Genomic DNA, 22,737 nt, shown 5'->3' with positions numbered 1-22,737 from the left:
ACGCAAAGGCTATTTGCCTTTTTTGCGTTTGGATAAGATGTCATAGACTTCATTTTCTTTGATGAGTTCTTGGATATGAGAATCTAACTCTTTGCCCTTTTCTCTTAGAATCTCACTTAAGGTTTTTTGCCCACTCTCTAGGGCTATTTTATTTGCATTAGTTTCCTTATAGGGGTCGATATATTCCCAACCTTGAGGCTTAAAGGTATAGCCCTCTAATATGGTGTGATAGTCTTTGATGGCGATATTGCCTCTTTTGATTTCATTTTTCACCCACGCTTCAAAGACTTTATTATGGAGATTGCGAATGATGAAGTTTTGCAATCCTCTAAATTGCCTCCTTTGCTCACTGCTTCCATGCCTGATAGAGCTATAATTGACTTCATTTAAGTCTCCTGTGAGTGTAGAGTAGCTAATCCCTAAAGCCTTAGCAATTTCTTTATCAGTTTGTTTGATGAAAAATTCTATATTAGTCGCATTATGTGATTCTGTAAAATAGGGCTTTATATCATCATTAATATAAGTCATTTTGCCTACTTCTGCTACTGACATAATTTCTTTTTGTGCTTCTCCCTGTTCCTCGCCATTATCAAAGCTTGGAATCACCTCTCTTTCATTAGGGATAAAAAACCCTGTGATTTCACTTTGTAATCTCGCCCTTTTAAGTTCTGCACTCTTAAATTTATCCTTTTGGAAGTTTGGATAAATCACTGAAGATAGTGAGCTTAAGCCTCTAGCTTGAGAGATAGAAACGCGCTTAAAAAAATGCAAGATATGAGAGCTTGGGATTTTTTGACTTTGCCCATTACTATCAGTGATAAAATATGCTATGGGCATATCTTGCTCATCAAAAGCAATGCCTTTGTGGATATTTTGCGCAGGATTATCAATACTTTCATCGACATTATCGGGGTCTATGACTTTAAGGCTTAAGCCCTCTTTTGTTTCATTGATATAGATAAAGCACTCTCCATCTCTTTTGAGATAGAGTAAGCTTAAAGATTCTATATCCCAAAAATCAAGTGCGCAATAGGGGATATGCTCCCTCCACGCCCACCATTTATTTTCTATGTCGGTATTGAGTTTAGAATCTTGTGTGTGCAAATCTAAAATAATGCCATTATCCCCAAAAATCTCTTTGTCTAAGGTGTCAAAATATCCATTTATGAGCGCAGAGCTTGTAGCGATATTACGCGCTTGGTAACGAATAGCTCTAATGTGAGAATCTATGGGGGCGTTATGAATGAGTGAGAGAATCTCATTTTTTTCTAGCTCACTGGGATAAAGGCTCGGAGTGGCATAAAATCTCTTTTTGCTCTCGTTTTTAACCTTTTTGTTTTTTGTAAAAAAATCAAATATGCCCATTTTATCCCCTAAAAACATATTGGACGCTACTTGGTGTAGATTTTTTCAGTAGAGCTGACTTGATTTTACTTAGTTCATTAATAAGCTCTAAGGGGGATTTCTTTTTGATTTTGATGCCATCTATCTCGTATTCACTGATTTCAAAGCCATTTTTGAGATTGCTTAGAATCTCATTGATTGCTTCATCAATGATGTGCGTCTTCTCTTCTTTGGTCATTTTAATCCCTTTTAGAATGATTAAAAGCGATTATAGGTTTTTTAAGACGCAAGCAAAGGAGGGTTTGTTACAATACCTTATGGAAAAGGCAAAGCTAGAATTATTATTTTCACCTATTAGATTAAAGAGTTATCAAAGTTTGCAAGAGCATTTTGCTAATTTAAGGCTTATTGGCAATATTGCTCCTAAGCTTTGTGTGCTAGAGATTTGTATTCGTAATATTGTTAATGATATTTTAATAGAAAAGTTAGGGGTTGATTGGTGTGAGAGTGAAAATGAAGCGGAATATAGAGGCAAAAATCTTTGCAATCATCAATTAGTTTCACGACAAAATCTTGGATTTTGGTGTAAGATGATTAACAAGCACAAGCTGCATAATCATATTTTTGTTTTTGATAAGGGCTTTGACTTGAAAAAATATGATTCTCACAATACAAATAAGTTTTATTATAATGGCAAAAAGCGATTATTGCGAGAGAGCCATAAGTCAGAGATTATTCTTAATTGGTTTCACACCATTAGAAATCGTGCTTTTCACGCTGAAAATCTCTTAAAAACTAAAGTCATTATGCGTGATGACAAAGCGAGTTTTGCCCCTCGTATCACTACTTTTATTAGCATTGATGACAAGTATAAACTCTATTTTGGTGTAATGCCTGATAAAATAGAAATATTCTTAGAGGATTGTTTGGATTTGATAGATAGGGATTTAAAAAGTTTTATTGAAAGTGTGGCACAAGGAGCCACTGACTAATGAGCCAAAATTGTAATGTTTTTTCACTTAAATTTTTATTAATTATTCCTCACAAAATCCAAGCTATCAAGCTTCATTATTTTCGCTCCTGCAAGGCATAGCACAAATAAATCTAACCCCTCATTTCGCTCTCTTATCTTTTCCCAACGATATGTGCTATACCCACTGGGCGTTTTGGTTTTGATAAGCTTTTCAGCGGTGAGCTGCTCGAAATATTGCAAAGAGTAGCTTTGGGCAAAATGGCAATATCCTGCTCCCACCTCATCAACCCTTAAAAGTTTAAAGACTTCTGATTTGCCCACATAAGTGCCGATGCTAAAAAGCCTAACCCCACTTGCTACCTTCTTGCTCGGCGTGATAAAGTCTTTTTTGCGCTCACTCTCACTCGCCCCCTTAGAGGCAAAAAATCGTGCATCAAGTTTTACAAAGCTATACACTCTCTCTTTATTAAATCCACTATCAATCAAACTAATAGAGCTGCGTAATTTCCTGCCACTTTTGGTGTAAAACACTTCTTTTAATTCCTTATACAGCCTCCCCCAAACTTCGCTTTGTTTGGTATCTCCATAAAGAATGCTATGCTTTATCCCCCAATTTTCATAGCCTAACCCAAAGCCTTTAAACTCAATCTCTATTCTATCGCCTTGTATATCCACACCACTGGTTATAAAGATAATATCATCACTTAGCGTAGTAGGCGTGTAATCCTCTCTTCTGTTATACAGCTCATTTTCTTGAAATTTCACACTTGGAGGCTCAAAGGACTCTGCTTTTATCGTATTGACAAAGACTTGAAACTTCGCAATATTATCTTTAGAATCTAAAAAATCTTTGACTATGTCTTTGAGTGTAAAGAAGGGAGAATACAGCGCATTAAGATAGAATCCTACTTTGAGATTCTCTCCTTTTATCTTTTTGGTAGCCCTCCATTCTCCTAAGCTTACCGCTTTATTTTTCTCTACCTCACTCCATAAACTCCCGCATTCTATGCAAGAGTAAGCTACAGATTCTAAGTTATGCTCCCCTTTGTCATTTTGCTCCCATTTAATTCTTTCAAAGCTTAGTGTTTGAAAATATCCACACTTTGGGCAAGGCACGAAGTATTTACGCTTATCGCTTAGCTCATATTCGGATTCTATCACGCTATGCCCTTTAATGGTCGGTGTAGAGACTTTAATAATCTTTCTATCATAATAAGTATTTGTGCGTTTTTGCGCTAAGTCAATGCTATGCCCCTCTTTGGTATTTTCACATCTATCCACCTCATCAACAATCAGCACTTTAATAGGCTTACTTGAAAGCTTAGAGGGAGAGTTACTCCCCACGAGTGCGAGATTCCCACCTTTGAAATTTTTAATCAAAATCGTATTATTTGCCTCTCTATCAAAAATAAGCTCGGCTAATTCTTTTGTATCCCTAAACATAGGAGCTAAACGCCTCTTGCTGTAATCTTCTGCCATATCTTCTGTGGGGAGTAAGAATAATATCGTGCTAGGGTCTTGATGGATATAATACCCTATGGTGTTATTGAGAATCTCGCTCTTTCCCAGCTGCGCTCCCCACATTAAAACCACCTCTCTTATATTGGGATTACTGATGCAGCGCATCGGCTCGATTTGATAGCTTAGGGCATTAAATTTACCAAAGAGTGCGCTAGATTCTTGGCTTAATACCCTGTATTTCTCACTCCATTCATAGAGGTTGAGTTTGGGCTTTAAAAAGATTGATTGTGCAAAGATTTCTTTTAATGTCATTTGTTTAACTCTTGCAAGTTTTGTAGCTCCTTATCCTGCGCTATTTGAGATTCTACTTCAAGGGCTTTTTGTGTGTAGATTTCAGGGTCTTTGAGTTCTAAGAGTATCAGCTGTATTTGAGATTGCAGCTCATCAATGACTTTTTGGCTAAGCTTGTGTTTGCGCTTGAGGATATGAGGCAGGGCATAGAGTTTATTACTTACCACAATGGCAATGTCTTCTAGCTCTTTTGCGATGGTTGCTAAAGGGATAAGCTGTCCCATTTTTTCTTTATAGTTTAGCTCTTTAAGCTTTGCCTCTGCTAATTCCCTTCTTATTCTCACCTTGCCTATATCGCTATTTTGTGCCTCTAGGTCAATCTTATAAATCGTATAGCTTTGGATATTTTTACTCGCGTCCCATTGATTTTTATCCTCTTTGCTCAAAATCCCAGCTTTTTCAAGATTATAAATATGTCTCTCGCTTAAGCCTAAAAGCTCTCCTAACTGCAAAGTTGATACAATCATTTAGCCACTTTTACCTTTTGGCTAAAGTCTGCGTGAGGAGAGCCTGTAAAGGGGCATACACATTCCCCTGTAACCACCCCACTTAATGCACTCACATTTTCCCCAAGAGTGATAGAATCAGCCTCTATTTTAGCATTTTTACATTTTATGATAAGCTCTTTGAGGCTATCTATTTCTAAAATGCCATCTTTGTAAGTGATGATTGTGCCATCTGCATAGGTAATGCTTTCTTGATTTTCTTGTGTATGTGTGATGTGTGGGGGCAATATTGAGCCTATCACAAACCCACTGCGTTCAAACTTAAAAAATATCACCACTTCATTAATTTGTGGAGGCGTAAAATGTGTTTTAAAGGTATTGCTTGTTTGCAAATAAGGCACAAAATCACTCTTTGTATGTGTATATTCCACTTTGACTTTGCTTCCTTGCACTTCAATCACTTTAGCAAGGTAGATTTTTGCTTCTCCATACATTTATCAGTCCTTTTTATGCTTTAAGCTTTAGATTCATTTGATACTTCCTATTTGAGCTGCTGCATTGCCCTTAGTTTCTACCACTGCATTTTGTCTCAAATGCTCTATGAAAGCCTCACTCAAGCTAATGATAAAATCTTCATTCTCTTTACTTTTTTTGAAACCTTTTTGCTGCATTTTACTCATCACTTCATTTGCTAATTTTGCAGAATCTAACATCATAAATCCTTTAGGCACAATAGCGGATTATTCTTTTTCCTTGCTATTTTTAGAGAATCTAACATACCAAAACCCCTTATATGAAATGTTTTAGGCTTCGAGTTCATATAGAATCTTAGCTTTTTTAAGCTTTGAATGTTTTTTTGGTATTTTGCATACTTCTTTGACTTAAAAACCCTTGTAAAATACCTATATGCAGTTTTTGAAAACTATCATTTGAGATTAAAATTATAGATTCTATATGAATATGAAATCGCTATTTTTTCCTCAAAAATCCCCAAATCCCGCGCTTGGCAACCGCAGGGGAGGGTTTGCTAAGTAAGGACCCACTTAAATAAAAAGACAATATTAGAATCTTTAAAAAGTTTTCCAAGATGGAGTAGAGATGAAGGGTTAAAATCTTTTAAAGGTTTGAAAATGATGTATGCTTTGGGAGATTTTATAAAATGAGTGAGATGCAATGAGATGAGAGTTGATATATGCTTAGAGGATTTGTGATGAGATTCTGTAAAATAAGTAAATTGTAACGAATTTGTCAAACTAAATATTGCCTTAAGTCTTATGAGATTCTATAAGGAGAGTGAGGGGATAGAATCTGCAATTAAGAGAGGGGGAGTGCAAAACCTTACATCTTAAGATGTCCTTTTGATTTTGGGTAAGTGTATGGTGAGTGAAGCCCTTGTTTGCGTTTGTGTGGCTTTTGGCATTAGGGCTGATTTGTCGGAAAGAGAGGCAAATACAAAGGGGCATTTTTGTCGGAAAAGTGGATTTTGTATCGTTGTGTTTAATCGGAAATTTATGTGTGGATTTGGGTGTGAAAATAGGGGGAGGGTATCGTGCGTTTTAATCGGAAATTAAGAGTATTTGTAGATAATTAATCATATGAGAGTAAGAGTTAAAAAATCATCTTGGACTTCAAAAGCTTATAATATTAGGCAACGAGATAGAGTAAGAAATAATTTCAAAAGAAAACATAAAAAGCCTAATAAAAAAGATACACAAAATTAATGAGTCAGGAAATCCTTATGCCAAAAAACAACCTTATAAGATAAAACTTCCAAATACCATAATCTTCCCTGATGATATAAAAGATTGTGATAAGTTTATGACAGAATGCCAGAGTTGTTTGGAACAGGGAAACAAAATATCAATAGATTTAAGAGAATTAGAAAGGATAGATAATACTAGCATTTTATTATTGACTGCCAATATTAATAATATATTTAATTCTAATAAATTATACAGAAATAAGAAACTAGCACCTTTTAAGGATATTGACGAACGACTTGCTGTCATTGGATTTTGGGACGCACTATGTGTTAATCCTCCACGATATGAAAAAGATATTGACTTTCTTAGAATCAAGGCATTAAGTGGTGCTCAAATACCAGATAATGGATTTCACCAAGAAATAATAAATTTTTTTACGCAAGCGCATGGCATTGATTCTCAACATAAAGATAGATTGTTTGATGCTGTTTTTGAGGCATGTGCAAATTCTTTTGAACATGCTTATAGCGAAGATAATACAAATAAACAAATATGGTTTTTAGGCTCATACGATAAGCAAAAAGATGAGCTAGAATTTATATTTTATGATATTGGTATGGGGATTTTTAAATCATTAGAAAGTAAAAACACCCATCTTGGCAAACTTATTAGACGATATATCATCAAATTTGGAAAGGATAGGACACTTGAAAAACTATGCACAACAGATTTGTCAAAATATAAGAGAGATAAAAGCAAAATCAAGAGAGGGAGTGGGATGATCTCTTTTAAACAATTTATTAAGGAAATATCAACTACAAGAAAAGCAAATTTGCAAGTTATTACGGAAAATTTATTTTATTCTAGCTATAATGGCAAAACTGCTCGAATTTCTAAGCCTATTAAAGGAACTTTGATAAGATGGACTATTGGAGGTAATAAATGAAACAAGAAAAAGAGCCACTAGTATATGATTTTGCTAAAGAATTTAGTGAGACACCGGGTCCTAGATACAAAAGTTTAGGCAAGTTTTCGGGTGAGGCTTTTAGAGAAGATGTCTTGCGAGGTTTATTAGAAAAATACGATTTTATAGAGATTGATGGAAGCAATATAAAAACTTCATTTACGCCATCTTTTTTATCCGAAGCGTTTGCTCCATTGAGCAAGGAAATGGGAGGGTTTGAAAACTTAAGCAAAAGAGTAAGACTCTTTAGCAAAACAAATCCAAACTTAGAGCGGAAGTTTAAAGATTTTGCAAGTTTGTAATGAAATGTCAGAGTCTACAATGACTTTTATTATTTCATTGATAGCACTCATTCTAGGTATTGTAAATTTATGCTATCTTATATTTAAAGACAAAAGAGCAATGGTTGATGCTGATAAAAAAGAATGTATAAAAGTCTTGAAATATGTTTTTAAAAAGAGTGTGAAAAATAGACAAGATAAAACTTCCAATATGATTATTCCTGATGCTTATGTTAATGCCTTAAAGCATTTGAGACTTATAAAGATAAAAAAGAAAGAGGAGGTTTTGTCAAATTTTGCACTTAAAGTTAATCATTATAATGAGGGTAGTTTAAATGATGAAGATTTGATAGGCTCTTTTACAGAGACTATCGATTCTGTATATAACTTAGAGCTTAGTCTGAAAGAATATTTTAGCAACCTCATTACTATTCTCACATCTTGATTAATATCCCTCTGCTTCTAAAATCTCACCTTTACTGCCGAGTTTAAGATGAGCGGTTTGTTTGACAACACCACCAAAAGCATTTTTTCCACTGAAATTGGTGATAATTGATATATTTTGCGGATTCTCGATTCCACGAATAGCATAGGTTGTTTTGATGTGCTTATAACTTTGCTCGTCATTCATATTACTTTTGATAAATCTTTCGACAATAGCATTGCTTCCGTCCCAGCTACTAAAATTGCCCATTACAAAGCTTGGATTAAAATAAGTAGTGTTTTGCAAAATATTATTGTTATAATCACCGACGCAAGATTTAATCGGAATATCAAGTGTAACTTCATCTGATTTATTCCAAAGTGTGTAATGAATGCAGTTTGTGAAATTTTGCTTTAAATCTTGGGGTATGTTATGTTCTTTCATTATGACTTCTACAATTTCATTAATTTTTTTATCAAAATCATTGTTTGAATCATATCTTGGCATTCCATAAAATGCCTGAAATGCGTGAGATTTTAAAGTCTTTAATGTTGTTTCTTGGGTGTATTGACTATCACAACCCCAAAATAACAATCCTATCAGCAACAATGTAACTTTTTTCATAATCACCCTCCCTATTAATACGCTCTAATTGCACCTTTAAGAATCCCTACTATCATAAGGGATTCTAAATCTTCCTCTTTGACTTCAAAGCTTGGGTAGTCTTTGTTTGATGAGATAAGTGATATACTCTTATTTTGCGGGTTTTTTTGAATCTGTTTGACATAGAGGTCGCCTTGATAGTTGGCGATGACTATATCACCATTTTTTGCCTCTTTGTTTCGTTCTATGAGTGCAAAATCGCCATTATGAAGGTAGGGGTGCATAGAATCTCCTTGAATCTGTATCATATCAAGCTTTTTAGGGAGATTGATAACATCTAGGATATTGCTATCAATCTCTATGTATTCCTCGTTTTCATTCATCGCTCCATACCCTGCGGAGGCTTTGATATTTGGATAATAAGTGATAGCTGGATTTTTAGCTTTTGATTTTTGAAAGCTTGGCTCTTCTCCTGCTTGGGCTTTAAGGAGGTTGTATTGCAATAAAACATCACTAGGTATCATTTTTCTACCTCTCCAGGTTGTGCCTGTTGCTCTTGATTTGCCTAGCTTTTCTGCTACCTTTTCAATACTGCTCACATCAAAAAACGCCTTCATCTCTTCAGTGAGTGCCTTAAAGTCTTTTGTCTCCATATGCTTATACCTTCTTTTTGTGATTATACCATAATAAAAGCATAGTTTATACATAACATATTCTAAATATACCTCATTACATAGTAACACTTTTGTAATTTATATAATTTCATATTGACAATATTTCAATTTAACTATATAATGTTTGTAATAAATTTATATAAGGAGTAGGAAATGAAACACAATAAGCAATATCAAAGATACTACAAAGAGCGTGAAATGGAGTATCGAGCAATACTGCCAAAGTTGTTTTCACAAAGACATCAAGTCGCAAAAAGGGATAAAGAGGGTCATTTAGACTATTGCTTTGCTGTCGTGGCAAATATCAGGGCTTATGGAGCGATTGCACGCGAGGTGATGAGCTATGCGGAAGCGTTTGAAACCTATCGTGTGGATAAACGCCAAAGGCTTTTAGCAAAATGGAGAGGTGAGCAATGAGTGCTAAATATCCTCATATTAAAGTTAGATTAGTTGGCGAGGACGGCAATGCCTTTGCCATTATGGGCAGAGTGGTTCATGCAATGAAAAAGGCAAAGGTAGAGGCAAAAGAGATAGAGCAGTTTAAGAGTGAAGCAATGAGTGGTGATTATGACCATCTCTTGCAGGTTGTAATGTGTTATGTGGAGGTAGAGTAATGAAAGGCTTAGTATTTAGGGCAAATATGAAAAAAATCTCTCAAGATTTTGGGAATGTGAGCGCAATGGCAAAGGCTTTTAATATCAAACACCCGACATTAGAGCATATCATTTATAAAAAGACGACCTTTGGTTTTCGCTCTGATTCTGTAAGGGAGGCAGTTAATAGGCTTATTGCTGGAGGGTATTTGACCTACACAGATGAGGTGCAAAGTCAATCATCTCATAATGAAGTAAAGGAGTGAGAAATGAATGAGCTTTTTCATATTGAGGCTGTAAGGCTTAAAGGGGTGCAAGTCAATGCAGTGAGTGCAAGGGAGCTACACGATAAGCTATGCTCAAAGCAGGACTTTAGCACTTGGATAAAGAAGCGTTTAGAGGTGTGCGGGGCAAAAGAGGGGGTGGATTATCTCCTGCTGCCTACATTTATCGCACATAATGTCGTGAAGGCAGTGCATCAGGAAAAGGGCGTAAGTGTGCAAAGAATCGCTCCACAAAAAAATGGAGCGCGGCGTAAAACACAAAGCACACAAAGCCATTCAAGTGGAGAACTAAGGCTTTTTGAGAGTTTGGCGCATCTCTATGAGTTTAAGCAAGAGGGACAGAGTGAGGCGCATAAAGTCTATGAGGAGGGGCAAAATCCCCCACATAATAAAAAAGAATACATCATCAGCCTAGAGATAGCCAAACACATTGCGATGCTAGAGAAAAACGACATCGGGCGGAGGGTCAGGCAGTATTTCATCGACTATGAGCAAAGAGCTCAAGCAATGCTCCCCAATAATGATATGCGCTCACTGCTTGAGATAGCCAAAGGGCAGATTGAAGCCTTAGAGGCGACACAAAGGAATGTTGAAGTTATCGCAAAGAAGGTGCAAGTCTTAGAATCTACCAAGCGACTGGAGGCGTGGCAAGAGCGTGCAATAAGTGATGAGGTAAAGCTCAAGGTCAAAGAGCTCACAGCTGGGCGAAATATTACCCAAAGGGTCATCTCTGCGTATTATCGGGCAATTTATAAGAGGCTTAAAAGCAAGTTTTATGTCCCTCGATACAGCGAGATACCTAGCCTCAAGTTTGAGGAAGCTTTAGGTTTTGTGCGGGATTTGAGTAATGATGATTTGATTAACTAAGGAGGCATGGAATGACTTATAAAAACTTAGTAGGCTTGTATAGCTTGGATAAGAAGATTTGTCAGATGATTTGCAGCATTGAGGGCATATCTAAGAATTTTAGCGATGAGTGGCGATTCCTTGATACCTTAGAACTCTATGCTAAAAATGAAGAGGAAGTGTTAAGTGCAAAAGAGGATATGCAGCGATTTAATGAGCTTATGGATAGTGGGCGGAGGCTTGTGAATGAACTGCTGATTTTTAAAAGGGCTTTGAATGACTATCAGTGCTATAAAAACCACACTAGCGCAATGCAAGATTTCTTTGGGGTGAAAGATAAGGACATTGATAAGGAATTAGAGGCACAAAAGAGCGGGGAGGGGCAAAATGAGTCTTAACTTTCATCAAAGCCTTGTGATAGCCCTCACGCAAAGTATTGTTACACGCTATGGAGCGGTGCTTAGTGAAAAGGACATCGGTGAGATATTTGGGCTAAGTGAAACCACGATACGCAATAAATTCACTCAAGGGGCAAAAGATTTGCCAAGCTACACACAACTAAAGGGTAAAAGAGTGGTGATGGCGCAGGATTTGGCGGACTTTATGGTGCATAATCAACTCAAGTTTTAAAGGTGAGCCAATGAAAGAGGCAAAGAAAATACTCGCTGCACTTAAAAAGCATTATCCGCAAGAAATCGTCTTTTTTGAGGATATGAATCCGCGAGATAGGAAAGGGTATGCGGGGTATGTGCTACGCAAGGGAGAGGGGTTTTTATCGCCTAGCGATTGGTTAGAGAGAAAAGATAGCGTGGGCTTGAGTTTTAATGAAATCGCCCTAAGGCTTGGAATCTCGCGTCCTGAAGTGATGAGTATTTATAAAAGTGCAATGGTAAAGATAAAGGAGATTATGATGAATGAAGATTATTTTGATTTTGTCAAAAATAAAAGGCAATTAAGCTTGAGAGTGGGATTTGAGGCTAAGGAAGAGTGGCTAAATAGGCATCTTTTTGACTATCAAAGAGAGATTGTCAAAAGGGCGTGTGAAAAAGGGCGATACGCACTTTTTATGGATACGGGGCTAGGTAAGAGCATCACGCAAATGAATTTTGCGCATTGTGTGCATTTGCACACAAATAAGCCCGTGCTACTCCTTGCACCTTTGGCAGTGGTGTTTCAAATGCTTAAAGAAGCGGAGAGATTTGGCTTTAAACTCCATAGGGTAGAGGATGACAAGATTATCAATGGGCTTAATATCACCAACTATGAGCAGTTAGAGAATCTGCAAGGTTGCGAGGATATAGGCGGCATTGTGCTTGATGAGAGCAGTATTTTAAAAAGCTTTACGGGGGCTACAAAGAGAGCTTTGTGTGAGAAGTTTAAAAATACCCCTTATAAACTTGCTTGTTCGGCTACGCCTAGTCCAAATGATTACTTAGAGCTTGGTAATCATAGTGAGTTTTTAGGGGTGATGCCAAGCTTTGAGATGATAATGCGATTTTTCATTAATGATAGCATGAATGCGGGAGGCTATCGACTCAAAAAACACGCAGAGGAGAGCTTTTGGCAGTGGGTGGCAAGCTGGGCGGAGTGTATATCCTCCCCTTCAGATTTAGGCTATGACGCAAGTGCGTTTGTGCTACCGCCTTTGAGAGAAATAATCCATCATGTGGATTTTGATAATGCCTTATATAATGTAGAGGGGGCATTATTTGCCTTGCCTAGTTCAAATGCCACGACTTTGGCTAAAAACAAAAAAGCCTCTTTGGCTGCTAGGATAGAAAAACTTAACGAGATTTTAAGGCAGGAGGGTAGCACACCTCATCTTATATGGGTGGATACCAACCTTGAGGCTGATATGCTCAAAAAGGCGTTAAGTGGTGAGTTTAATGGTATCGTAGAGATAAGGGGGAGTGATAGTGCAGAATATAAGGCAAAAAACCTTATCGCTTTTAGCAATGGTGAGATTCCTATTCTTATCACAAAAGCAAGTATAGCAGGGTTTGGACTGAATTTTCAAAATGCGCATCATATGACATTTTTGGGATTAAACTACTCCTATGAGAGCTACTATCAAGCCATAAGGCGTATGTATCGTTTTGGGCAAAAGAGCGAAGTGATAGTTAATGTGATTTTATCGACAAGCGAAGTGGAGATACTCCATAACTTGCAAAATAAAAAGCACCAACACGATGTAATGAAGCAAAAAATGACGCAAAGCATTTGCCAAAGTAGAAGCGTGAGTGAGCTAAAACACAGCTGGAATAAGGGCTTTACCCTGCCATTCTTTTTACAAGCTAGTGAGAGGGCAAAAGGGGCTAAAAATGAGGCGTTATAGAATGGTGCAAGGGCGTAATGCAAGGTATAGCTTAAAGTATTACTTTGTGTGGGAGGGGCTTATCTATCTCCGATACAAAGATATAGGAGACGCTTTTAGGCTTAAATGTGTCGATAGCGTTGCTTGTGAATTTTAAAAAGGAGTAAAAATGGAATACATCAATGAAAAAGAGCGCATTGCAATCTATCATACAGACTGCGTGGAGTTAGCAAAGTCTTTGCCTGATGAAGCAATAGATTTTAGTGTGTATTCTCCCCCTTTTGCTAATCTTTACACTTATAGTGATAATTTAGCGGATATGGGGAATTGCGCAAATGATGAGGAGTTTTTTAATCAATACAAATACCTCATCAAAGAGAAGTTTAGAATCACCCGTAATGGTAGGCTTACTGCTATTCATTGCAAGGACTTGCCTAAGTATAAAAACCGCAATGGAGCTTCTGGGTTGGTAGATTTTGCGGGGGCGATTATCAAAGCGCATGAAGAGTGTGGCTGGACCTATCACTCACGCATCACCATTTGGAAAGACCCTGTGATAGAAATGCAGCGCACAAAGAATCAAGGGCTTTTGTATAAGCAGGTTTGTAAGGATTCTGCATATTCTAGGCAGGGAATGGCAGACTATATTATCGTAATGCGCAAATGCGTGTATGAGGATAATGTGCCTGTGTGCAATGAAAATGGAGCGGAGAGATTTTATGACTATATCGGTAGCTCATATCTTGCACCAAAGATTGATAAAAGTGCGCTTATGCGGAGTGTGAATGAAGCACAAAGGCTCTATAGCATTGAAGTGTGGCAGAGATATGCTTCTCCTGTGTGGTTTGACATCGCTCAAACGAATGTGTTAAACACCGCTCTTGCTAAAGATGGTAAAGATGAAAAGCATATTTGCCCTTTGCAGCTTGATGTGATAGAGCGGTGCATCGAGCTATGGAGTAATAAGAGTGAGATAGTCTTTTCTCCCTTTATGGGTATAGGGAGTGAGGGCTATCAAGCGGTTTTACAAAATCGCGGGTTTGTGGGAAGTGAGCTTAAAGAGAGCTACTTTGCCATTGCAGAGGCAAATATCAAAAAAGCAATCAGTGAAAAGCAAAGCTTGTTTGATATGCCTTTTTAGAGTGGCGGGCTAAGGCTTTAATGAAAAGTAGTGAGTGAGTAAAGAAAGCACAAAAAGAGTAAGAAGTGGGCAAAAAAGAGCAAAAATACAGCGCGGGGATAGATTCTTATCGCTTTGTAATCCCAAAGGCTATGGCTTTGAAGTTTCTCAAAAAGCTAGAGTTGTATGCAAAACTAAGGGCTACCACGCGCAATCAACAAGTGCAAACCTACTGCAAGGATAAGTTTAAGAGCCTTAAAAGTGAGAGTGAGAAATACCCTTTTAAGGTGCGCTATATCAGCCTTAAAAGAGGTGTAAAAAGCCTAAGCAATACGATTTTATTCCTCGAAAATACCAAAGAGCTTCACTCCATAGCGCGTAAAAACAAAAAGAAGCTTGATTTTTACGTGATGATAGTCTTTGCGGGACTGCATCAGCCCAGTAAAGACATACAAAGTGAAGTTTTTAAGATACTCAAAGCTTTTGTGAGGCGGTTTAAGACTTATAGCTTTGACTTGGCGTATGATTTTGATGAGCCTAAAAGTGTGGATTATAAACTCAAAGATTGGTTTGGTATTCAAAGTCATAAGTGGAGTGGTGGGAATATCATAAGCGTGGGTAAAAGCCTCTATGGTAATCATATCATTGAGCGTTCAAGGTATTTTAATCTAAGTAGAATCTTACTCTATGATAAGTATCACAAGCAAAAGCATTACCACAAAGAGAGAATCCCCGATAGATTTGCACAATGGAAGCGATTGGAGCTGACCTTTGAGCTAAAGGGGAAGTTTCTCCAAAGCATCGAAAATGAGAGTATCAATGAGGCTATATCTGTGCTTGATGATATGGCTAAGAGTATCGGAGCAGTAGGGCTAATCGGGATAAATATAGAATTGCTTGCCAAACAATGCCAAATGCTAATGGACCTAAGGCATAGATATACCTTTGAAGCGTGGATTAAAGAGGCGAGTTGAAATAAAAGGAGACAATAATGAAACTAAGTAATTTTGATTTTCGGGTTTGGGATTATGACAATAAAGAGTATATGGAGTGCGTAGGTTTTGCTCGTTTCTCTGAATGGTTAAAAGATGATAAAGACGCACACTTTATTGAATTTGGAGATGCTTTCTTTGATGAGCAAAGGTATGTAGGAATCAATCAATATCCATTATTAGAAGATTCTAAAAACGATTACGAAATTGAGCTTTACACAGGGCTAAAAGATTCTAAGGGCAAGAAAATCTATGAGGGAGATATTATAGAGCTTACTCATTCTGTTTTATTACCAAAAAAAGGATATGTCAAATTCTATAAAGGCTCATTCTTTTTTGTTGAAAACGATGATGGTATTGATTTATTAATGAATTTTGAAGTAATGCGAATTAAAGAATATAGCATTGAAGTGATTGGAAATATCCACAATAAAAGGGTGTAAATGGCGTTTATTCAAAAAAAGCTTACTATGGCACTTAAAAAGCAATGGTTTGAGGCGGTTAAAAATGGCTCTAAGAAATATGAAATAAGACCTTGCACTCCCTATTGGGAAAAGAGGTTAAGCAAAAGTTATGATGTCATCGTATTTACTTTGGGGTATCCTAAGAGAAATGACCTTAAAAGAATGGTTAGCAAAGAGTTTGTGGGTATTAAAAATGTATCCAAACAAGAGCTTTTTGAGTTGGTATCAGTCGAAGAAACAGCGTTTATTCAAAAAACATTCCCTCATATACATCATTTCTTTTTGATAGTTTTTGATGAGTGGGATAAAGATTTTATTTTGTAATTTTTACTCCTATCGTTTGAAATTGTCCCTACAATCCCCTTTAAGATTTTAGCCATTCTCTTAAAAGGTTTGAAATATTACCAAAGTGCTTTGCAAAGGTAAAAAATATTACAAACTCTAAAGGAGAAACGATGATTCAACCTATTGACAAATGTTACAAATTCCTTACACCCACAAAACTAAAAGCCCCTTTTGGTTGGGTAGGTGGCAAATCAAAACTCGCTCAAAATATAGTAGAGCTTATGCCACCACATAAACGCTATGTTGAGGTGTTTGGAGGAGGCTTATCTGTGCTGTATGCTAAGCCTAGCAGAAAAGATATTATGAGCAAAGATTATAATCTAGGAGATTTTATTGACTTTAAAGGGCGTAAAGACAAATATGTAGAGGTGATTAATGATACTAACAATGATTTAATTAATCTTCACACAATCATCAAGACAAGCCCTCAAACCTTTTCTCTTTACCTCAACAATATGCTTTGTAGCAGAGAGATTTTTGAGAGGATTAAAAGAGGCAGATTTAAACCTAAAAATAAGATAGAAAAAGCAGTGTTGTATTATTGCCTGCTAACTTTTAGCTTTGCCTCAAAAGGTGATAATTTTGCAATGTGTAAAGCTCGTTCTCCAAAGAATATCTATAAAGATTATTCTATTTGGAGTGAAAGATTAAAAGGCGTTTGTATAGAGAATATGGATTTTAGAAAATTGATTAAGGAATACGATAACGAGGATTCTTTATTCTACCTTGACCCGCCTTATGTGGGGACAGAGAATTACTATAAGATGCAAAGAGACTTTGGAATACAGGAACATAGAGACCTAGCGGATATTTTGCATCATATCAAAGGTAAGTTTATTCTAAGTTATAATGATTGTAAATTAGTCCGAGAGCAGTATAAGGACTTTAGAATCAATCAGACGAAAGAAGTAAGATATTCTATGAATGTGCAAGTAAGAAAAGTAGCTAAAGAAGTGTTGATTATGAATTATTAGGTAATGGATTTTAAGGATTTGTGTTATAGAATCTTTTTAAGAAAGATTTGAAAGGGTTTCTGTGGATTCCAATGTTTTGATTGCTGGTATTGGTGTTGTAGGGACATTATTTGGAGCTTTTTTGGGTGCTTGGCTTAATCCTAAAATGCAACAATGGCAAGAAAACAGGAAAATTAAAAATTTCTTAGAAAATATAGACATATTGGAGAAGTTTATTATCTATTTTGCGTATAGAACAATCTATATTCCCTTATATAAAATGGGCATCAATGATGAGGGGTTAAAATCTCTCAACGATGGGAGCAAGCGAAAAGAAACCATACAAATAGCAAATACCCTCCATCATAGCATTAATTTACTTGATACAATTATTAGGAGACTGGCACAAGAGCAACAAATCTTTGTGAGAGAAGATTTGTATAGGGGATATTTTGTATCACTAAATACAAACCTTAGAAATTTTATTAGCACAAATCAAAAACTCGAGGAATCTTTAAAAGAATCGACTAAAATGTATATAGCACAAGTAATCTATCCAATGTAAAAGGATAATCAGCTCTAATGAGATTTTTAATGTTATCAATACTAAAGATATGGATTCCACTATCTTTGGAATTTGTCTTTTTATGAATAATATTCAAGTCTTTGAAATTTATAATAGAGATTTGTCTTATCTTAGGTCTGACACACAAGAATCGTTTTTAAATTTTCCAAAAGGAATATTTCACCCTGATTATCATAAATCTTAATACTTATAAAGTATAAGATTTTAATGGTTAATCTCAAGAAATCCTATAATTTCTTATCAAAAATAAGGAATTATCAATGTTCAAAGAAATTACTTGCAGAGAAAGCATTGAGCGTATTAAAGATATACTTGCTACCGACTGCAATAACCTTAAGCCTAAAGATGTTGATGTGGCGAAAGCTTTGAGGATTCACCCCAATAACCTTGCTCAAGCTAAATTTCAAAACAGAATCCCCTACAAAGCTATAATGGATTTTTTACATAGTAAAAATATTTCTATTAACACATTTTTTTATGGAACTGAACCAAAAGAAACTGCCAAATCAAGCGAAAGATATAAAATATTGCGACTTTATATGGCAAATGCCTCTGCTGGAGGAGGTTGTATGAATGATGAAATGTCTTATAGAGAGGTAATGATTGATAAACAAATCCTAGATTTTTTACATATAGAATCGTGCGAAATGATTTTTGTCATTGGAGATAGTATGGAAGAAGCAATTGCAGATAATAGTCTTTGTCTTATATCTCGTCAAGAGAGTGAGATTAAGAATGGTAAAGTTTATGCGGTTAATACTCTTGATGGATTGTTTGTAAAACAATGCTTTGTAAAAGATGAAATGGTAGAGCTAAGAAGTTTTAATCAAAATTACAAACCTATAATCTATCCCTTAAACGAAGTTATTGTATTGGGTAGAATAAAAGGTGCAATTAATAAAATATAGCTATATGACCAATTTTAAAGCCTCACTTATTTCGTTTTGCCCAGTCTTATCAGCAAATATAATGAGTTCTTTGGAATCGTATCTTGCTCCGCATTCTATAAGCAACAATGCGATTCCAAGATTGCCTTTTAAGATAGCATACTGCAAAGGCGTAAAGGTGTGCTCATTGATAATATTCAAATCCTGCCCACTTTTTATAAAATCTATAAGCAATGCCATATTATTCTCTTTGATAGCCTTATAAATATCCCTCATCGGTTATCCTTAATATTAATTTTTAGTATTTTAACTTCTCCTAGCTGTGCTTTGGCTGTGTGCTAGCTGTCTCTTTGTTTAATTGCGCGCATTTAATCCCATAGCCTCTCTACCCATTCACGCCCACTATGAGGGAGGAGATGAGCATACCGCATCGTCATTTTTATATCTCTGTGATTAAGGAGCTTTTGAATGATTTGTATGGGTGTGCCAGCTATGGCAAGGTGTGAGGCAAAAGTATGACGCGTGGTATGAATGACCACCCTGTGCTTTCTATCATTAGATTCTAAATGCGCGTTAAAGAGAGTGTTTAGTATATTTTGCATCGCTCGGACAATCGTGCGCTCGGGAGTTTTGAATATGATATTTTCTTTGTAGTCTTGCAGGGTTTGTTTTGCTAGAGGGGTGAGGAAAGCGGTGTATTTGGAATTATTTTTAAAATCTTGGATTTTTATCGTGCCTTGTGTAAAGTCAATGTCTTCTAGCTTGATATTTCGCACACTATTGAGCCTTGCTCCCGTGCTAAAAGCAAGGACAAAGAAATAATACACTTCAGCATTAGGGTGCGCTTTGGTTACCTTTAAAAGCTCCTCCACCTCATCTTTAGTAAGAAACCGCTCTCTTGCGTTATCGATTTTTAATTTCTTTATAGCTTTAGCGGGATTGCGTAAGGATAAGTTGTATTCTTTAATGCACCACTCTATAATGTGGCTAAGCCTATCTATGAGCTTATTGATTGTTTTATTGCTTTTATCATTAAGAGAGAGCATAAAATCAGTGATGAGAGGGGGCGTGATAGATTCTAGTGGGTAGCTGCCAAAGAAAGGATTGATATGCACCAAACATTCACCTTTGCAATTTTTATACGAACTTGCACCTAAATGCAGTTTTTGAATCTCAAGATAACGCTCCATGATGCTAGATATAGTGATTTGCTGATTTTTAGTTTGATTTTCTAAAGAAGCCTTGCTTTGTAACTCAATTCTTTTGAGCGAGGCTTTTTTCTCATTCCAACCTCCATTTTTCGTGCCGACTTTGCGCTCAAGTCTTACGCCATTTTTATCACTCCAGCGGACATAGTAAGCAATATCGCCATTATTAAGCTCTTTGCTTCTCACACCCTCGTATTTTTGACTTGTTTTGTTGGAGTGTTTTGTGCTATATGCTTTCATTTTACCTCTTTTTTGATTTCTGATTTGTGTGGCATATCTTGTCCCCAATCTGTCCCCACTGAAAAAATATTTCATCATATTTTGTAGTATTTTTAAATGATTATGAGTGAATATTTTTCATTTTCTATAAATGCGAATAATACCATAAAATAGAGGATTTGGAGGCTATAAGGTAGGCTAAAATATAATGAGTGATGATTTAAGTTTGATGCTTTAGAATCTATGGCAGAGAGGAAGGGATTCGAACCCTCGAAAGCTTGCACTTTACACGCGTTCCAGGCGTGCTCCTTCAACCACTCGGACACCTCTCTAAATGTCTCAAAATTTTAGAATCTAAATATTACCTAAAACTTGCTTAAAAATTACGCCATCAATGCCACATTTTGCTACTTTTTGAATCTGTGCGTCATTTTTAATCGGATACAATAGTTTGCAGTCCAAAAGATAATGTTCAATGATTTTTTGGTATTGCATTGCATCTTGTAAAGAATCTTCAAAATGAACGATGAGGTATTTAGCCTGCAAATTGGCATAAATGAGTAAATCAGTAATATTATTGACCCTCACTGCATAAGGCACTTGATACTTGCAACAATGATTAGCGAGTGTGTAGCCTGTATCCTTGTCGCATTGCATGGGGTCAAACCACAGAATCTGCGCTGCTTGTGTATGGGCAATCTCTTGGAGTGATGATACTTTGATAAAGGGAGGATATGCAATCGCAGGGTGTCCGATGATAGTCATTATTTCCTCTTTTTGAGACATTCTTGCGAACAAAAGTAATATCCATCGCTCATTAGTGCTTCTTTTTGTGAGATATACACGCCACAACAAGCACATTCGCACATTTCTTCAATCTCATCTTGGTGTTTTTTATTGTTTTTGGTTTTGGGATAGGGTTTAAAAGAAGAGCGCAAGAGTAACCACGCTAACATTCCTATAGCAAGCAGAATCACAAGTAGTTTAATCATCATATCTCCTTAATCGTTAAATATCTTTACCTTTTTTGTAATAGTAGATTCTCCTGTCGCGTTCAAAACATTCTTCCACACTCATATGAGGCATTTCCTTGCGAAAATTTAAGCCCTTATAAAGTAAAAAATATCCTTCATTTTTAAGGAATTTGCGTGTGAGATAGATTAGTTCTTTAGCGTCCATTACAGCTCTTGAAGTGATTAAGTCCAAATTATTAACCTCCGTGATAGGCACTTCTTGAATACGATGTGTCAAAACAGAGACATTATTAAGTCCAAGCTCAAGAGTGATGTTTTTCAAAAATGATGAGCGTTTAATACGCGGCTCTATGAGGAAAAATCGTGCTGTGGGCTTGGCAATCGCTAAAGCCATCGCGGGGAATCCACCTCCTGACCCTACATCCATACAATTTTGAAAATCATCGATAAATTTAAGCGGATAAAGTGAATCTAAAATATTATCTTCCACAGATTCTATACTGCTTACCCCGCTTAGATTATGGATTTTATTCCATTTGAGCAGCTCTTCCCCAAAGATTCTGTATTTTTGATAACACTCGCTGGGCAGGGAGATTTTGTGTTGTTGGAGTTGTTGTTCTAAATGTGTCATAGTATAAGCATTCCATCGCCGTAAGAATAGAATCGATAGCCGTTTTCAAGGGCTTGATGATAAATTTCGAGGCATTTTTTTCTCCCAATCATTGCGCTAATAAGCATTATTAAGGTGCTTTTTGGGAGATGAAAGTTGCTCAAAAGATAATCCACCCGCAAAAATGGCTCTCCGGGATATAAAAACAAGTCGCACTCGCCTTGCAAAAGATGATGTCGTGCGTAATATTCTACACTCCGTGCGCAAGTCGTGCCGATACATAGGACTTTTGAAGCTTTATCAAGCTGATGCGCCACTTGTGGTGAAATATCAAAAAATTCGCTGTGTATTTGGTGCTGTCGAATATCTGGGGTTTGCACACTTACAAATGTCCCCGCACCGACATGGAGCGTAATAAAACAAGTTTGAAAACGCTCTTGAATCTTTGCAAGATGCTGTGTGCTAAAATGTAAAGAGGCTGTTGGGGAAGCGACTGCACCGAGATTCTTTGCAAATACACTTTGATAGTCGCATTCATCTTGTGCAGTGTCTTGACGCTTGATATAAGGTGGCAAAGGGATATGTCCTTTATTTTCGAGAATCTTAAGCACTTTGGATTGATTGAGAATCTCTTCACCGCGTATAAATCGGGCGATTCTGAAACCATTATCGAGACTATCGAGAATCTGCACATAAGTTTCATCTGAATCGCCCTTTTGTGTGGATTCTGATAAGTTAGATTCTAATATGATACGATCCCCTTTTTTGATACGCCCTTTGGTTTGAATCAAAAACTCTGTAAGGGCGTGGTTATAAGGCTTGTGGTAGAAAATTTCTATGATTTTTTTGTGTCCTTGCGCATTGATTTTATAGCCATAAAGTCGAGCCTTGATGACTTTGGTATCATTAAAGACAAGCAATGTGTCATCTGGCACAAAGTCGCTAAAATGGGCAAAATCACTATGTATGATACGATCATTGTCTCGTTCATATACGAGCAGTTTGCCATTTTCAGGAGGCTTGGTCGGATAAAGGGCGATTGCTTGTGGGGGCAAATCATAGTCATAGCTTGAAAGCAGAAAATCCTGCGATTGGGCATCAATTTTTGTCATTATTCT

Annotated in this window: 34 protein-coding genes and 1 tRNA gene; 20 read left to right on the top strand and 15 right to left on the bottom strand. The window is 36.6% G+C overall.

Features of this window, described 5'->3' with window-relative positions; genetic code table 11:
- Positions 1–9: 9 nt before the first annotated feature.
- Positions 10–1,365 (bottom strand): phage portal protein, encoded by a 1,356-nt coding sequence (locus tag LS68_RS08085; protein WP_034371645.1) that lies wholly within the window; start codon positions 1,363–1,365, stop codon positions 10–12.
- A gap of 1 nt (position 1,366) precedes the next feature.
- Entirely contained in the window at positions 1,367–1,582 is a 216-nt protein-coding gene (locus LS68_RS08080; protein ID WP_034371643.1) for a hypothetical protein, read from the bottom strand.
- 64 nt (positions 1,583–1,646) lie between these two features.
- On the opposite strand from LS68_RS08080, the gene LS68_RS08075 reads away from it, so the two are divergent.
- The gene (locus tag LS68_RS08075; RefSeq protein ID WP_138091376.1) at positions 1,647–2,336 is read left to right on the top strand and encodes a hypothetical protein; all 690 of its coding nucleotides are present in this window, start codon (positions 1,647–1,649) and stop codon (positions 2,334–2,336) included.
- Positions 2,337–2,374: 38 nt separating this feature from the next.
- On the opposite strand, the gene LS68_RS08070 is transcribed toward LS68_RS08075, so the two are convergent.
- Genes LS68_RS08070 through LS68_RS08055 form a run of 4 tightly spaced genes read right to left on the bottom strand, consistent with a single transcriptional unit; the run spans position 2,375 to position 5,288 of the window.
- Positions 2,375–4,090, bottom strand: a complete 1,716-nt coding sequence (locus tag LS68_RS08070; protein WP_052100367.1) for a terminase gpA endonuclease subunit — start codon at positions 4,088–4,090, stop codon at positions 2,375–2,377.
- On the bottom strand, positions 4,087–4,596 hold the full coding sequence (locus LS68_RS08065; RefSeq protein ID WP_052100365.1) for a DUF1441 family protein: 510 nt from the start codon (positions 4,594–4,596) through the stop codon (positions 4,087–4,089). The genes LS68_RS08070 and LS68_RS08065 overlap by 4 nt, the downstream gene beginning before the upstream one ends.
- Positions 4,593–5,069 carry a hypothetical protein gene (locus tag LS68_RS08060; protein WP_034371640.1) on the bottom strand — a complete coding sequence of 159 codons (477 nt, stop codon included), beginning with the start codon at positions 5,067–5,069 and terminating at the stop codon, positions 4,593–4,595. The genes LS68_RS08065 and LS68_RS08060 overlap by 4 nt, the downstream gene beginning before the upstream one ends.
- A gap of 33 nt (positions 5,070–5,102) precedes the next feature.
- Positions 5,103–5,288 carry a hypothetical protein gene (locus LS68_RS08055; RefSeq protein ID WP_034371637.1) on the bottom strand — a complete coding sequence of 62 codons (186 nt, stop codon included), beginning with the start codon at positions 5,286–5,288 and terminating at the stop codon, positions 5,103–5,105.
- A 670-nt stretch (positions 5,289–5,958) separates the two neighbouring features.
- Here LS68_RS08055 and LS68_RS09605 point away from each other — a divergent pair.
- The 4 genes from LS68_RS09605 (at position 5,959) to LS68_RS08040 (ending at position 7,968) form a co-directional block, all read left to right on the top strand.
- On the top strand, positions 5,959–6,135 hold the full coding sequence (locus LS68_RS09605; RefSeq protein ID WP_158621835.1) for a hypothetical protein: 177 nt from the start codon (positions 5,959–5,961) through the stop codon (positions 6,133–6,135).
- 258 nt (positions 6,136–6,393) lie between these two features.
- Positions 6,394–7,224, top strand: coding sequence for a hypothetical protein (locus tag LS68_RS08050; protein WP_138091374.1), 831 nt, complete (start codon positions 6,394–6,396; stop codon positions 7,222–7,224).
- Positions 7,221–7,544, top strand: a complete 324-nt coding sequence (locus LS68_RS08045) for a DUF4325 domain-containing protein (RefSeq protein WP_034371631.1) — start codon at positions 7,221–7,223, stop codon at positions 7,542–7,544. The genes LS68_RS08050 and LS68_RS08045 overlap by 4 nt, the downstream gene beginning before the upstream one ends.
- A 19-nt stretch (positions 7,545–7,563) precedes the next feature.
- A complete protein-coding gene (locus LS68_RS08040; protein ID WP_034371629.1) occupies positions 7,564–7,968 on the top strand; it encodes a hypothetical protein in 405 nt (134 codons plus the stop codon).
- Here LS68_RS08040 and LS68_RS08035 read toward each other — a convergent pair whose 3' ends face one another.
- Both LS68_RS08035 and LS68_RS08030 read right to left on the bottom strand, forming a co-directional pair.
- Positions 7,969–8,571: a hypothetical protein gene (locus LS68_RS08035; protein ID WP_052100360.1), complete on the bottom strand. Its 603-nt coding sequence runs from the start codon at positions 8,569–8,571 to the stop codon at positions 7,969–7,971.
- A gap of 14 nt (positions 8,572–8,585) precedes the next feature.
- Positions 8,586–9,203, bottom strand: coding sequence for a S24 family peptidase (locus tag LS68_RS08030; protein WP_034371625.1), 618 nt, complete (start codon positions 9,201–9,203; stop codon positions 8,586–8,588).
- A 174-nt stretch (positions 9,204–9,377) separates the two neighbouring features.
- On the opposite strand from LS68_RS08030, the gene LS68_RS08025 reads away from it, so the two are divergent.
- The 15 genes from LS68_RS08025 to LS68_RS07960 all read left to right on the top strand — a co-directional run bounded on the left by LS68_RS08025 (position 9,378) and on the right by LS68_RS07960 (position 18,629).
- Entirely contained in the window at positions 9,378–9,641 is a 264-nt protein-coding gene (locus LS68_RS08025; RefSeq protein WP_034371622.1) for a hypothetical protein, read from the top strand.
- The gene (locus tag LS68_RS08020) at positions 9,638–9,838 is read left to right on the top strand and encodes a hypothetical protein (RefSeq protein WP_034371619.1); all 201 of its coding nucleotides are present in this window, start codon (positions 9,638–9,640) and stop codon (positions 9,836–9,838) included. Before LS68_RS08025 ends, LS68_RS08020 begins: the two co-directional genes overlap by 4 nt.
- Positions 9,838–10,083, top strand: coding sequence for a hypothetical protein (locus LS68_RS08015; RefSeq protein WP_034371615.1), 246 nt, complete (start codon positions 9,838–9,840; stop codon positions 10,081–10,083). The genes LS68_RS08020 and LS68_RS08015 overlap by 1 nt, the downstream gene beginning before the upstream one ends.
- Positions 10,084–10,086: 3 nt before the next feature.
- A complete protein-coding gene (locus tag LS68_RS08010) occupies positions 10,087–10,968 on the top strand; it encodes an antA/AntB antirepressor family protein (RefSeq protein WP_034371610.1) in 882 nt (293 codons plus the stop codon).
- 11 nt (positions 10,969–10,979) lie between these two features.
- Positions 10,980–11,345, top strand: coding sequence for a hypothetical protein (locus LS68_RS08005; RefSeq protein ID WP_034371609.1), 366 nt, complete (start codon positions 10,980–10,982; stop codon positions 11,343–11,345).
- Entirely contained in the window at positions 11,335–11,577 is a 243-nt protein-coding gene (locus LS68_RS08000) for a hypothetical protein (RefSeq protein ID WP_034371607.1), read from the top strand. The genes LS68_RS08005 and LS68_RS08000 overlap by 11 nt, the downstream gene beginning before the upstream one ends.
- Before the next feature lie 10 nt (positions 11,578–11,587).
- Positions 11,588–13,282 (top strand): helicase-related protein, encoded by a 1,695-nt coding sequence (locus LS68_RS07995; protein WP_138091372.1) that lies wholly within the window; start codon positions 11,588–11,590, stop codon positions 13,280–13,282.
- Positions 13,269–13,418: a hypothetical protein gene (locus LS68_RS09600; protein ID WP_158621834.1), complete on the top strand. Its 150-nt coding sequence runs from the start codon at positions 13,269–13,271 to the stop codon at positions 13,416–13,418. The genes LS68_RS07995 and LS68_RS09600 overlap by 14 nt, the downstream gene beginning before the upstream one ends.
- Before the next feature lie 12 nt (positions 13,419–13,430).
- A complete protein-coding gene (locus LS68_RS07990) occupies positions 13,431–14,402 on the top strand; it encodes a DNA methyltransferase (RefSeq protein WP_138091370.1) in 972 nt (323 codons plus the stop codon).
- 65 nt (positions 14,403–14,467) lie between these two features.
- Positions 14,468–15,355 carry a hypothetical protein gene (locus LS68_RS07985; RefSeq protein ID WP_138091368.1) on the top strand — a complete coding sequence of 296 codons (888 nt, stop codon included), beginning with the start codon at positions 14,468–14,470 and terminating at the stop codon, positions 15,353–15,355.
- Between the two features lie 17 nt (positions 15,356–15,372).
- The gene (locus tag LS68_RS07980) at positions 15,373–15,816 is read left to right on the top strand and encodes a YopX family protein (RefSeq protein ID WP_052100449.1); all 444 of its coding nucleotides are present in this window, start codon (positions 15,373–15,375) and stop codon (positions 15,814–15,816) included.
- Positions 15,817–16,161: a hypothetical protein gene (locus tag LS68_RS07975; protein ID WP_052100447.1), complete on the top strand. Its 345-nt coding sequence runs from the start codon at positions 15,817–15,819 to the stop codon at positions 16,159–16,161.
- Between the two features lie 131 nt (positions 16,162–16,292).
- The gene (locus tag LS68_RS07970; protein WP_052100445.1) at positions 16,293–17,156 is read left to right on the top strand and encodes a DNA adenine methylase; all 864 of its coding nucleotides are present in this window, start codon (positions 16,293–16,295) and stop codon (positions 17,154–17,156) included.
- Between the two features lie 61 nt (positions 17,157–17,217).
- Complete coding sequence (locus LS68_RS07965; protein WP_034372086.1) at positions 17,218–17,700, top strand: hypothetical protein; 483 nt, start codon at positions 17,218–17,220, stop codon at positions 17,698–17,700.
- A 281-nt stretch (positions 17,701–17,981) separates the two neighbouring features.
- Entirely contained in the window at positions 17,982–18,629 is a 648-nt protein-coding gene (locus tag LS68_RS07960; RefSeq protein WP_052100443.1) for a S24 family peptidase, read from the top strand.
- Here LS68_RS07960 and LS68_RS07955 read toward each other — a convergent pair whose 3' ends face one another.
- The 7 genes from LS68_RS07955 to queA form a co-directional block, all read right to left on the bottom strand.
- On the bottom strand, positions 18,630–18,884 hold the full coding sequence (locus LS68_RS07955) for an ankyrin repeat domain-containing protein (protein ID WP_034372083.1): 255 nt from the start codon (positions 18,882–18,884) through the stop codon (positions 18,630–18,632).
- 92 nt (positions 18,885–18,976) lie between these two features.
- On the bottom strand, positions 18,977–20,056 hold the full coding sequence (locus LS68_RS07950; protein WP_158621833.1) for a site-specific integrase: 1,080 nt from the start codon (positions 20,054–20,056) through the stop codon (positions 18,977–18,979).
- Positions 20,057–20,279: 223 nt separating this feature from the next.
- A tRNA-Ser gene (locus LS68_RS07945) sits at positions 20,280–20,367 on the bottom strand.
- A 22-nt stretch (positions 20,368–20,389) separates the two neighbouring features.
- Positions 20,390–20,800: a hypothetical protein gene (locus LS68_RS07940; RefSeq protein ID WP_034372077.1), complete on the bottom strand. Its 411-nt coding sequence runs from the start codon at positions 20,798–20,800 to the stop codon at positions 20,390–20,392.
- Positions 20,800–21,027 (bottom strand): PP0621 family protein, encoded by a 228-nt coding sequence (locus LS68_RS07935; RefSeq protein ID WP_034372074.1) that lies wholly within the window; start codon positions 21,025–21,027, stop codon positions 20,800–20,802. Before LS68_RS07935 ends, LS68_RS07940 begins: the two co-directional genes overlap by 1 nt.
- A 16-nt stretch (positions 21,028–21,043) precedes the next feature.
- Positions 21,044–21,640: a 16S rRNA (guanine(527)-N(7))-methyltransferase RsmG gene (gene rsmG, locus LS68_RS07930; protein ID WP_052100441.1), complete on the bottom strand. Its 597-nt coding sequence runs from the start codon at positions 21,638–21,640 to the stop codon at positions 21,044–21,046.
- Positions 21,637–22,731: a tRNA preQ1(34) S-adenosylmethionine ribosyltransferase-isomerase QueA gene (gene queA / locus LS68_RS07925; RefSeq protein ID WP_034372072.1), complete on the bottom strand. Its 1,095-nt coding sequence runs from the start codon at positions 22,729–22,731 to the stop codon at positions 21,637–21,639. The genes rsmG and queA overlap by 4 nt, the downstream gene beginning before the upstream one ends.
- Positions 22,732–22,737 lie beyond the last annotated feature (6 nt).

The sequence above is a fragment of the Helicobacter sp. MIT 05-5293 genome (assembly GCF_000765665.2).
Taxonomy (GTDB): domain Bacteria; phylum Campylobacterota; class Campylobacteria; order Campylobacterales; family Helicobacteraceae; genus Helicobacter_C.
This window is presented reverse-complemented; position numbering and strand designations above follow the sequence as displayed.

Bases quoted from the DNA above. Each gene is read 5' to 3' on its own strand.
- LS68_RS08030 (WP_034371625.1), bottom strand. From the start codon at position 9,203: ATGGAGACAAAAGACTTTAAGGCACTCACTGAAGAGATGAAGGCGTTT.
- LS68_RS09600 (WP_158621834.1), top strand. From the start codon at position 13,269: ATGAGGCGTTATAGAATGGTGCAAGGGCGTAATGCAAGGTATAGCTTA.
- LS68_RS07980 (WP_052100449.1), top strand. From the start codon at position 15,373: ATGAAACTAAGTAATTTTGATTTTCGGGTTTGGGATTATGACAATAAA.
- LS68_RS08015 (WP_034371615.1), top strand. From the start codon at position 9,838: ATGAAAGGCTTAGTATTTAGGGCAAATATGAAAAAAATCTCTCAAGAT.
- queA (WP_034372072.1), bottom strand. From the start codon at position 22,731: ATGACAAAAATTGATGCCCAATCGCAGGATTTTCTGCTTTCAAGCTAT.
- LS68_RS08025 (WP_034371622.1), top strand. From the start codon at position 9,378: ATGAAACACAATAAGCAATATCAAAGATACTACAAAGAGCGTGAAATG.
- LS68_RS08065 (WP_052100365.1), bottom strand. From the start codon at position 4,596: ATGATTGTATCAACTTTGCAGTTAGGAGAGCTTTTAGGCTTAAGCGAG.
- LS68_RS08080 (WP_034371643.1), bottom strand. From the start codon at position 1,582: ATGACCAAAGAAGAGAAGACGCACATCATTGATGAAGCAATCAATGAG.
- LS68_RS08045 (WP_034371631.1), top strand. From the start codon at position 7,221: ATGAAACAAGAAAAAGAGCCACTAGTATATGATTTTGCTAAAGAATTT.
- LS68_RS08085 (WP_034371645.1), bottom strand. From the start codon at position 1,365: ATGGGCATATTTGATTTTTTTACAAAAAACAAAAAGGTTAAAAACGAG.
- LS68_RS07990 (WP_138091370.1), top strand. From the start codon at position 13,431: ATGGAATACATCAATGAAAAAGAGCGCATTGCAATCTATCATACAGAC.
- LS68_RS08070 (WP_052100367.1), bottom strand. From the start codon at position 4,090: ATGACATTAAAAGAAATCTTTGCACAATCAATCTTTTTAAAGCCCAAA.
- LS68_RS07960 (WP_052100443.1), top strand. From the start codon at position 17,982: ATGTTCAAAGAAATTACTTGCAGAGAAAGCATTGAGCGTATTAAAGAT.
- LS68_RS07940 (WP_034372077.1), bottom strand. From the start codon at position 20,800: ATGACTATCATCGGACACCCTGCGATTGCATATCCTCCCTTTATCAAA.
- LS68_RS08040 (WP_034371629.1), top strand. From the start codon at position 7,564: ATGACTTTTATTATTTCATTGATAGCACTCATTCTAGGTATTGTAAAT.
- LS68_RS08010 (WP_034371610.1), top strand. From the start codon at position 10,087: ATGAATGAGCTTTTTCATATTGAGGCTGTAAGGCTTAAAGGGGTGCAA.
- LS68_RS08005 (WP_034371609.1), top strand. From the start codon at position 10,980: ATGACTTATAAAAACTTAGTAGGCTTGTATAGCTTGGATAAGAAGATT.
- LS68_RS08000 (WP_034371607.1), top strand. From the start codon at position 11,335: ATGAGTCTTAACTTTCATCAAAGCCTTGTGATAGCCCTCACGCAAAGT.
- LS68_RS08055 (WP_034371637.1), bottom strand. From the start codon at position 5,288: ATGTTAGATTCTGCAAAATTAGCAAATGAAGTGATGAGTAAAATGCAG.
- LS68_RS08060 (WP_034371640.1), bottom strand. From the start codon at position 5,069: ATGTATGGAGAAGCAAAAATCTACCTTGCTAAAGTGATTGAAGTGCAA.
- LS68_RS07995 (WP_138091372.1), top strand. From the start codon at position 11,588: ATGAAAGAGGCAAAGAAAATACTCGCTGCACTTAAAAAGCATTATCCG.
- LS68_RS07975 (WP_052100447.1), top strand. From the start codon at position 15,817: ATGGCGTTTATTCAAAAAAAGCTTACTATGGCACTTAAAAAGCAATGG.
- LS68_RS07970 (WP_052100445.1), top strand. From the start codon at position 16,293: ATGATTCAACCTATTGACAAATGTTACAAATTCCTTACACCCACAAAA.
- LS68_RS07950 (WP_158621833.1), bottom strand. From the start codon at position 20,056: ATGAAAGCATATAGCACAAAACACTCCAACAAAACAAGTCAAAAATAC.
- LS68_RS07935 (WP_034372074.1), bottom strand. From the start codon at position 21,027: ATGATTAAACTACTTGTGATTCTGCTTGCTATAGGAATGTTAGCGTGG.
- LS68_RS08020 (WP_034371619.1), top strand. From the start codon at position 9,638: ATGAGTGCTAAATATCCTCATATTAAAGTTAGATTAGTTGGCGAGGAC.
- LS68_RS08050 (WP_138091374.1), top strand. From the start codon at position 6,394: ATGACAGAATGCCAGAGTTGTTTGGAACAGGGAAACAAAATATCAATA.
- LS68_RS07955 (WP_034372083.1), bottom strand. From the start codon at position 18,884: ATGAGGGATATTTATAAGGCTATCAAAGAGAATAATATGGCATTGCTT.
- rsmG (WP_052100441.1), bottom strand. From the start codon at position 21,640: ATGACACATTTAGAACAACAACTCCAACAACACAAAATCTCCCTGCCC.
- LS68_RS08035 (WP_052100360.1), bottom strand. From the start codon at position 8,571: ATGAAAAAAGTTACATTGTTGCTGATAGGATTGTTATTTTGGGGTTGT.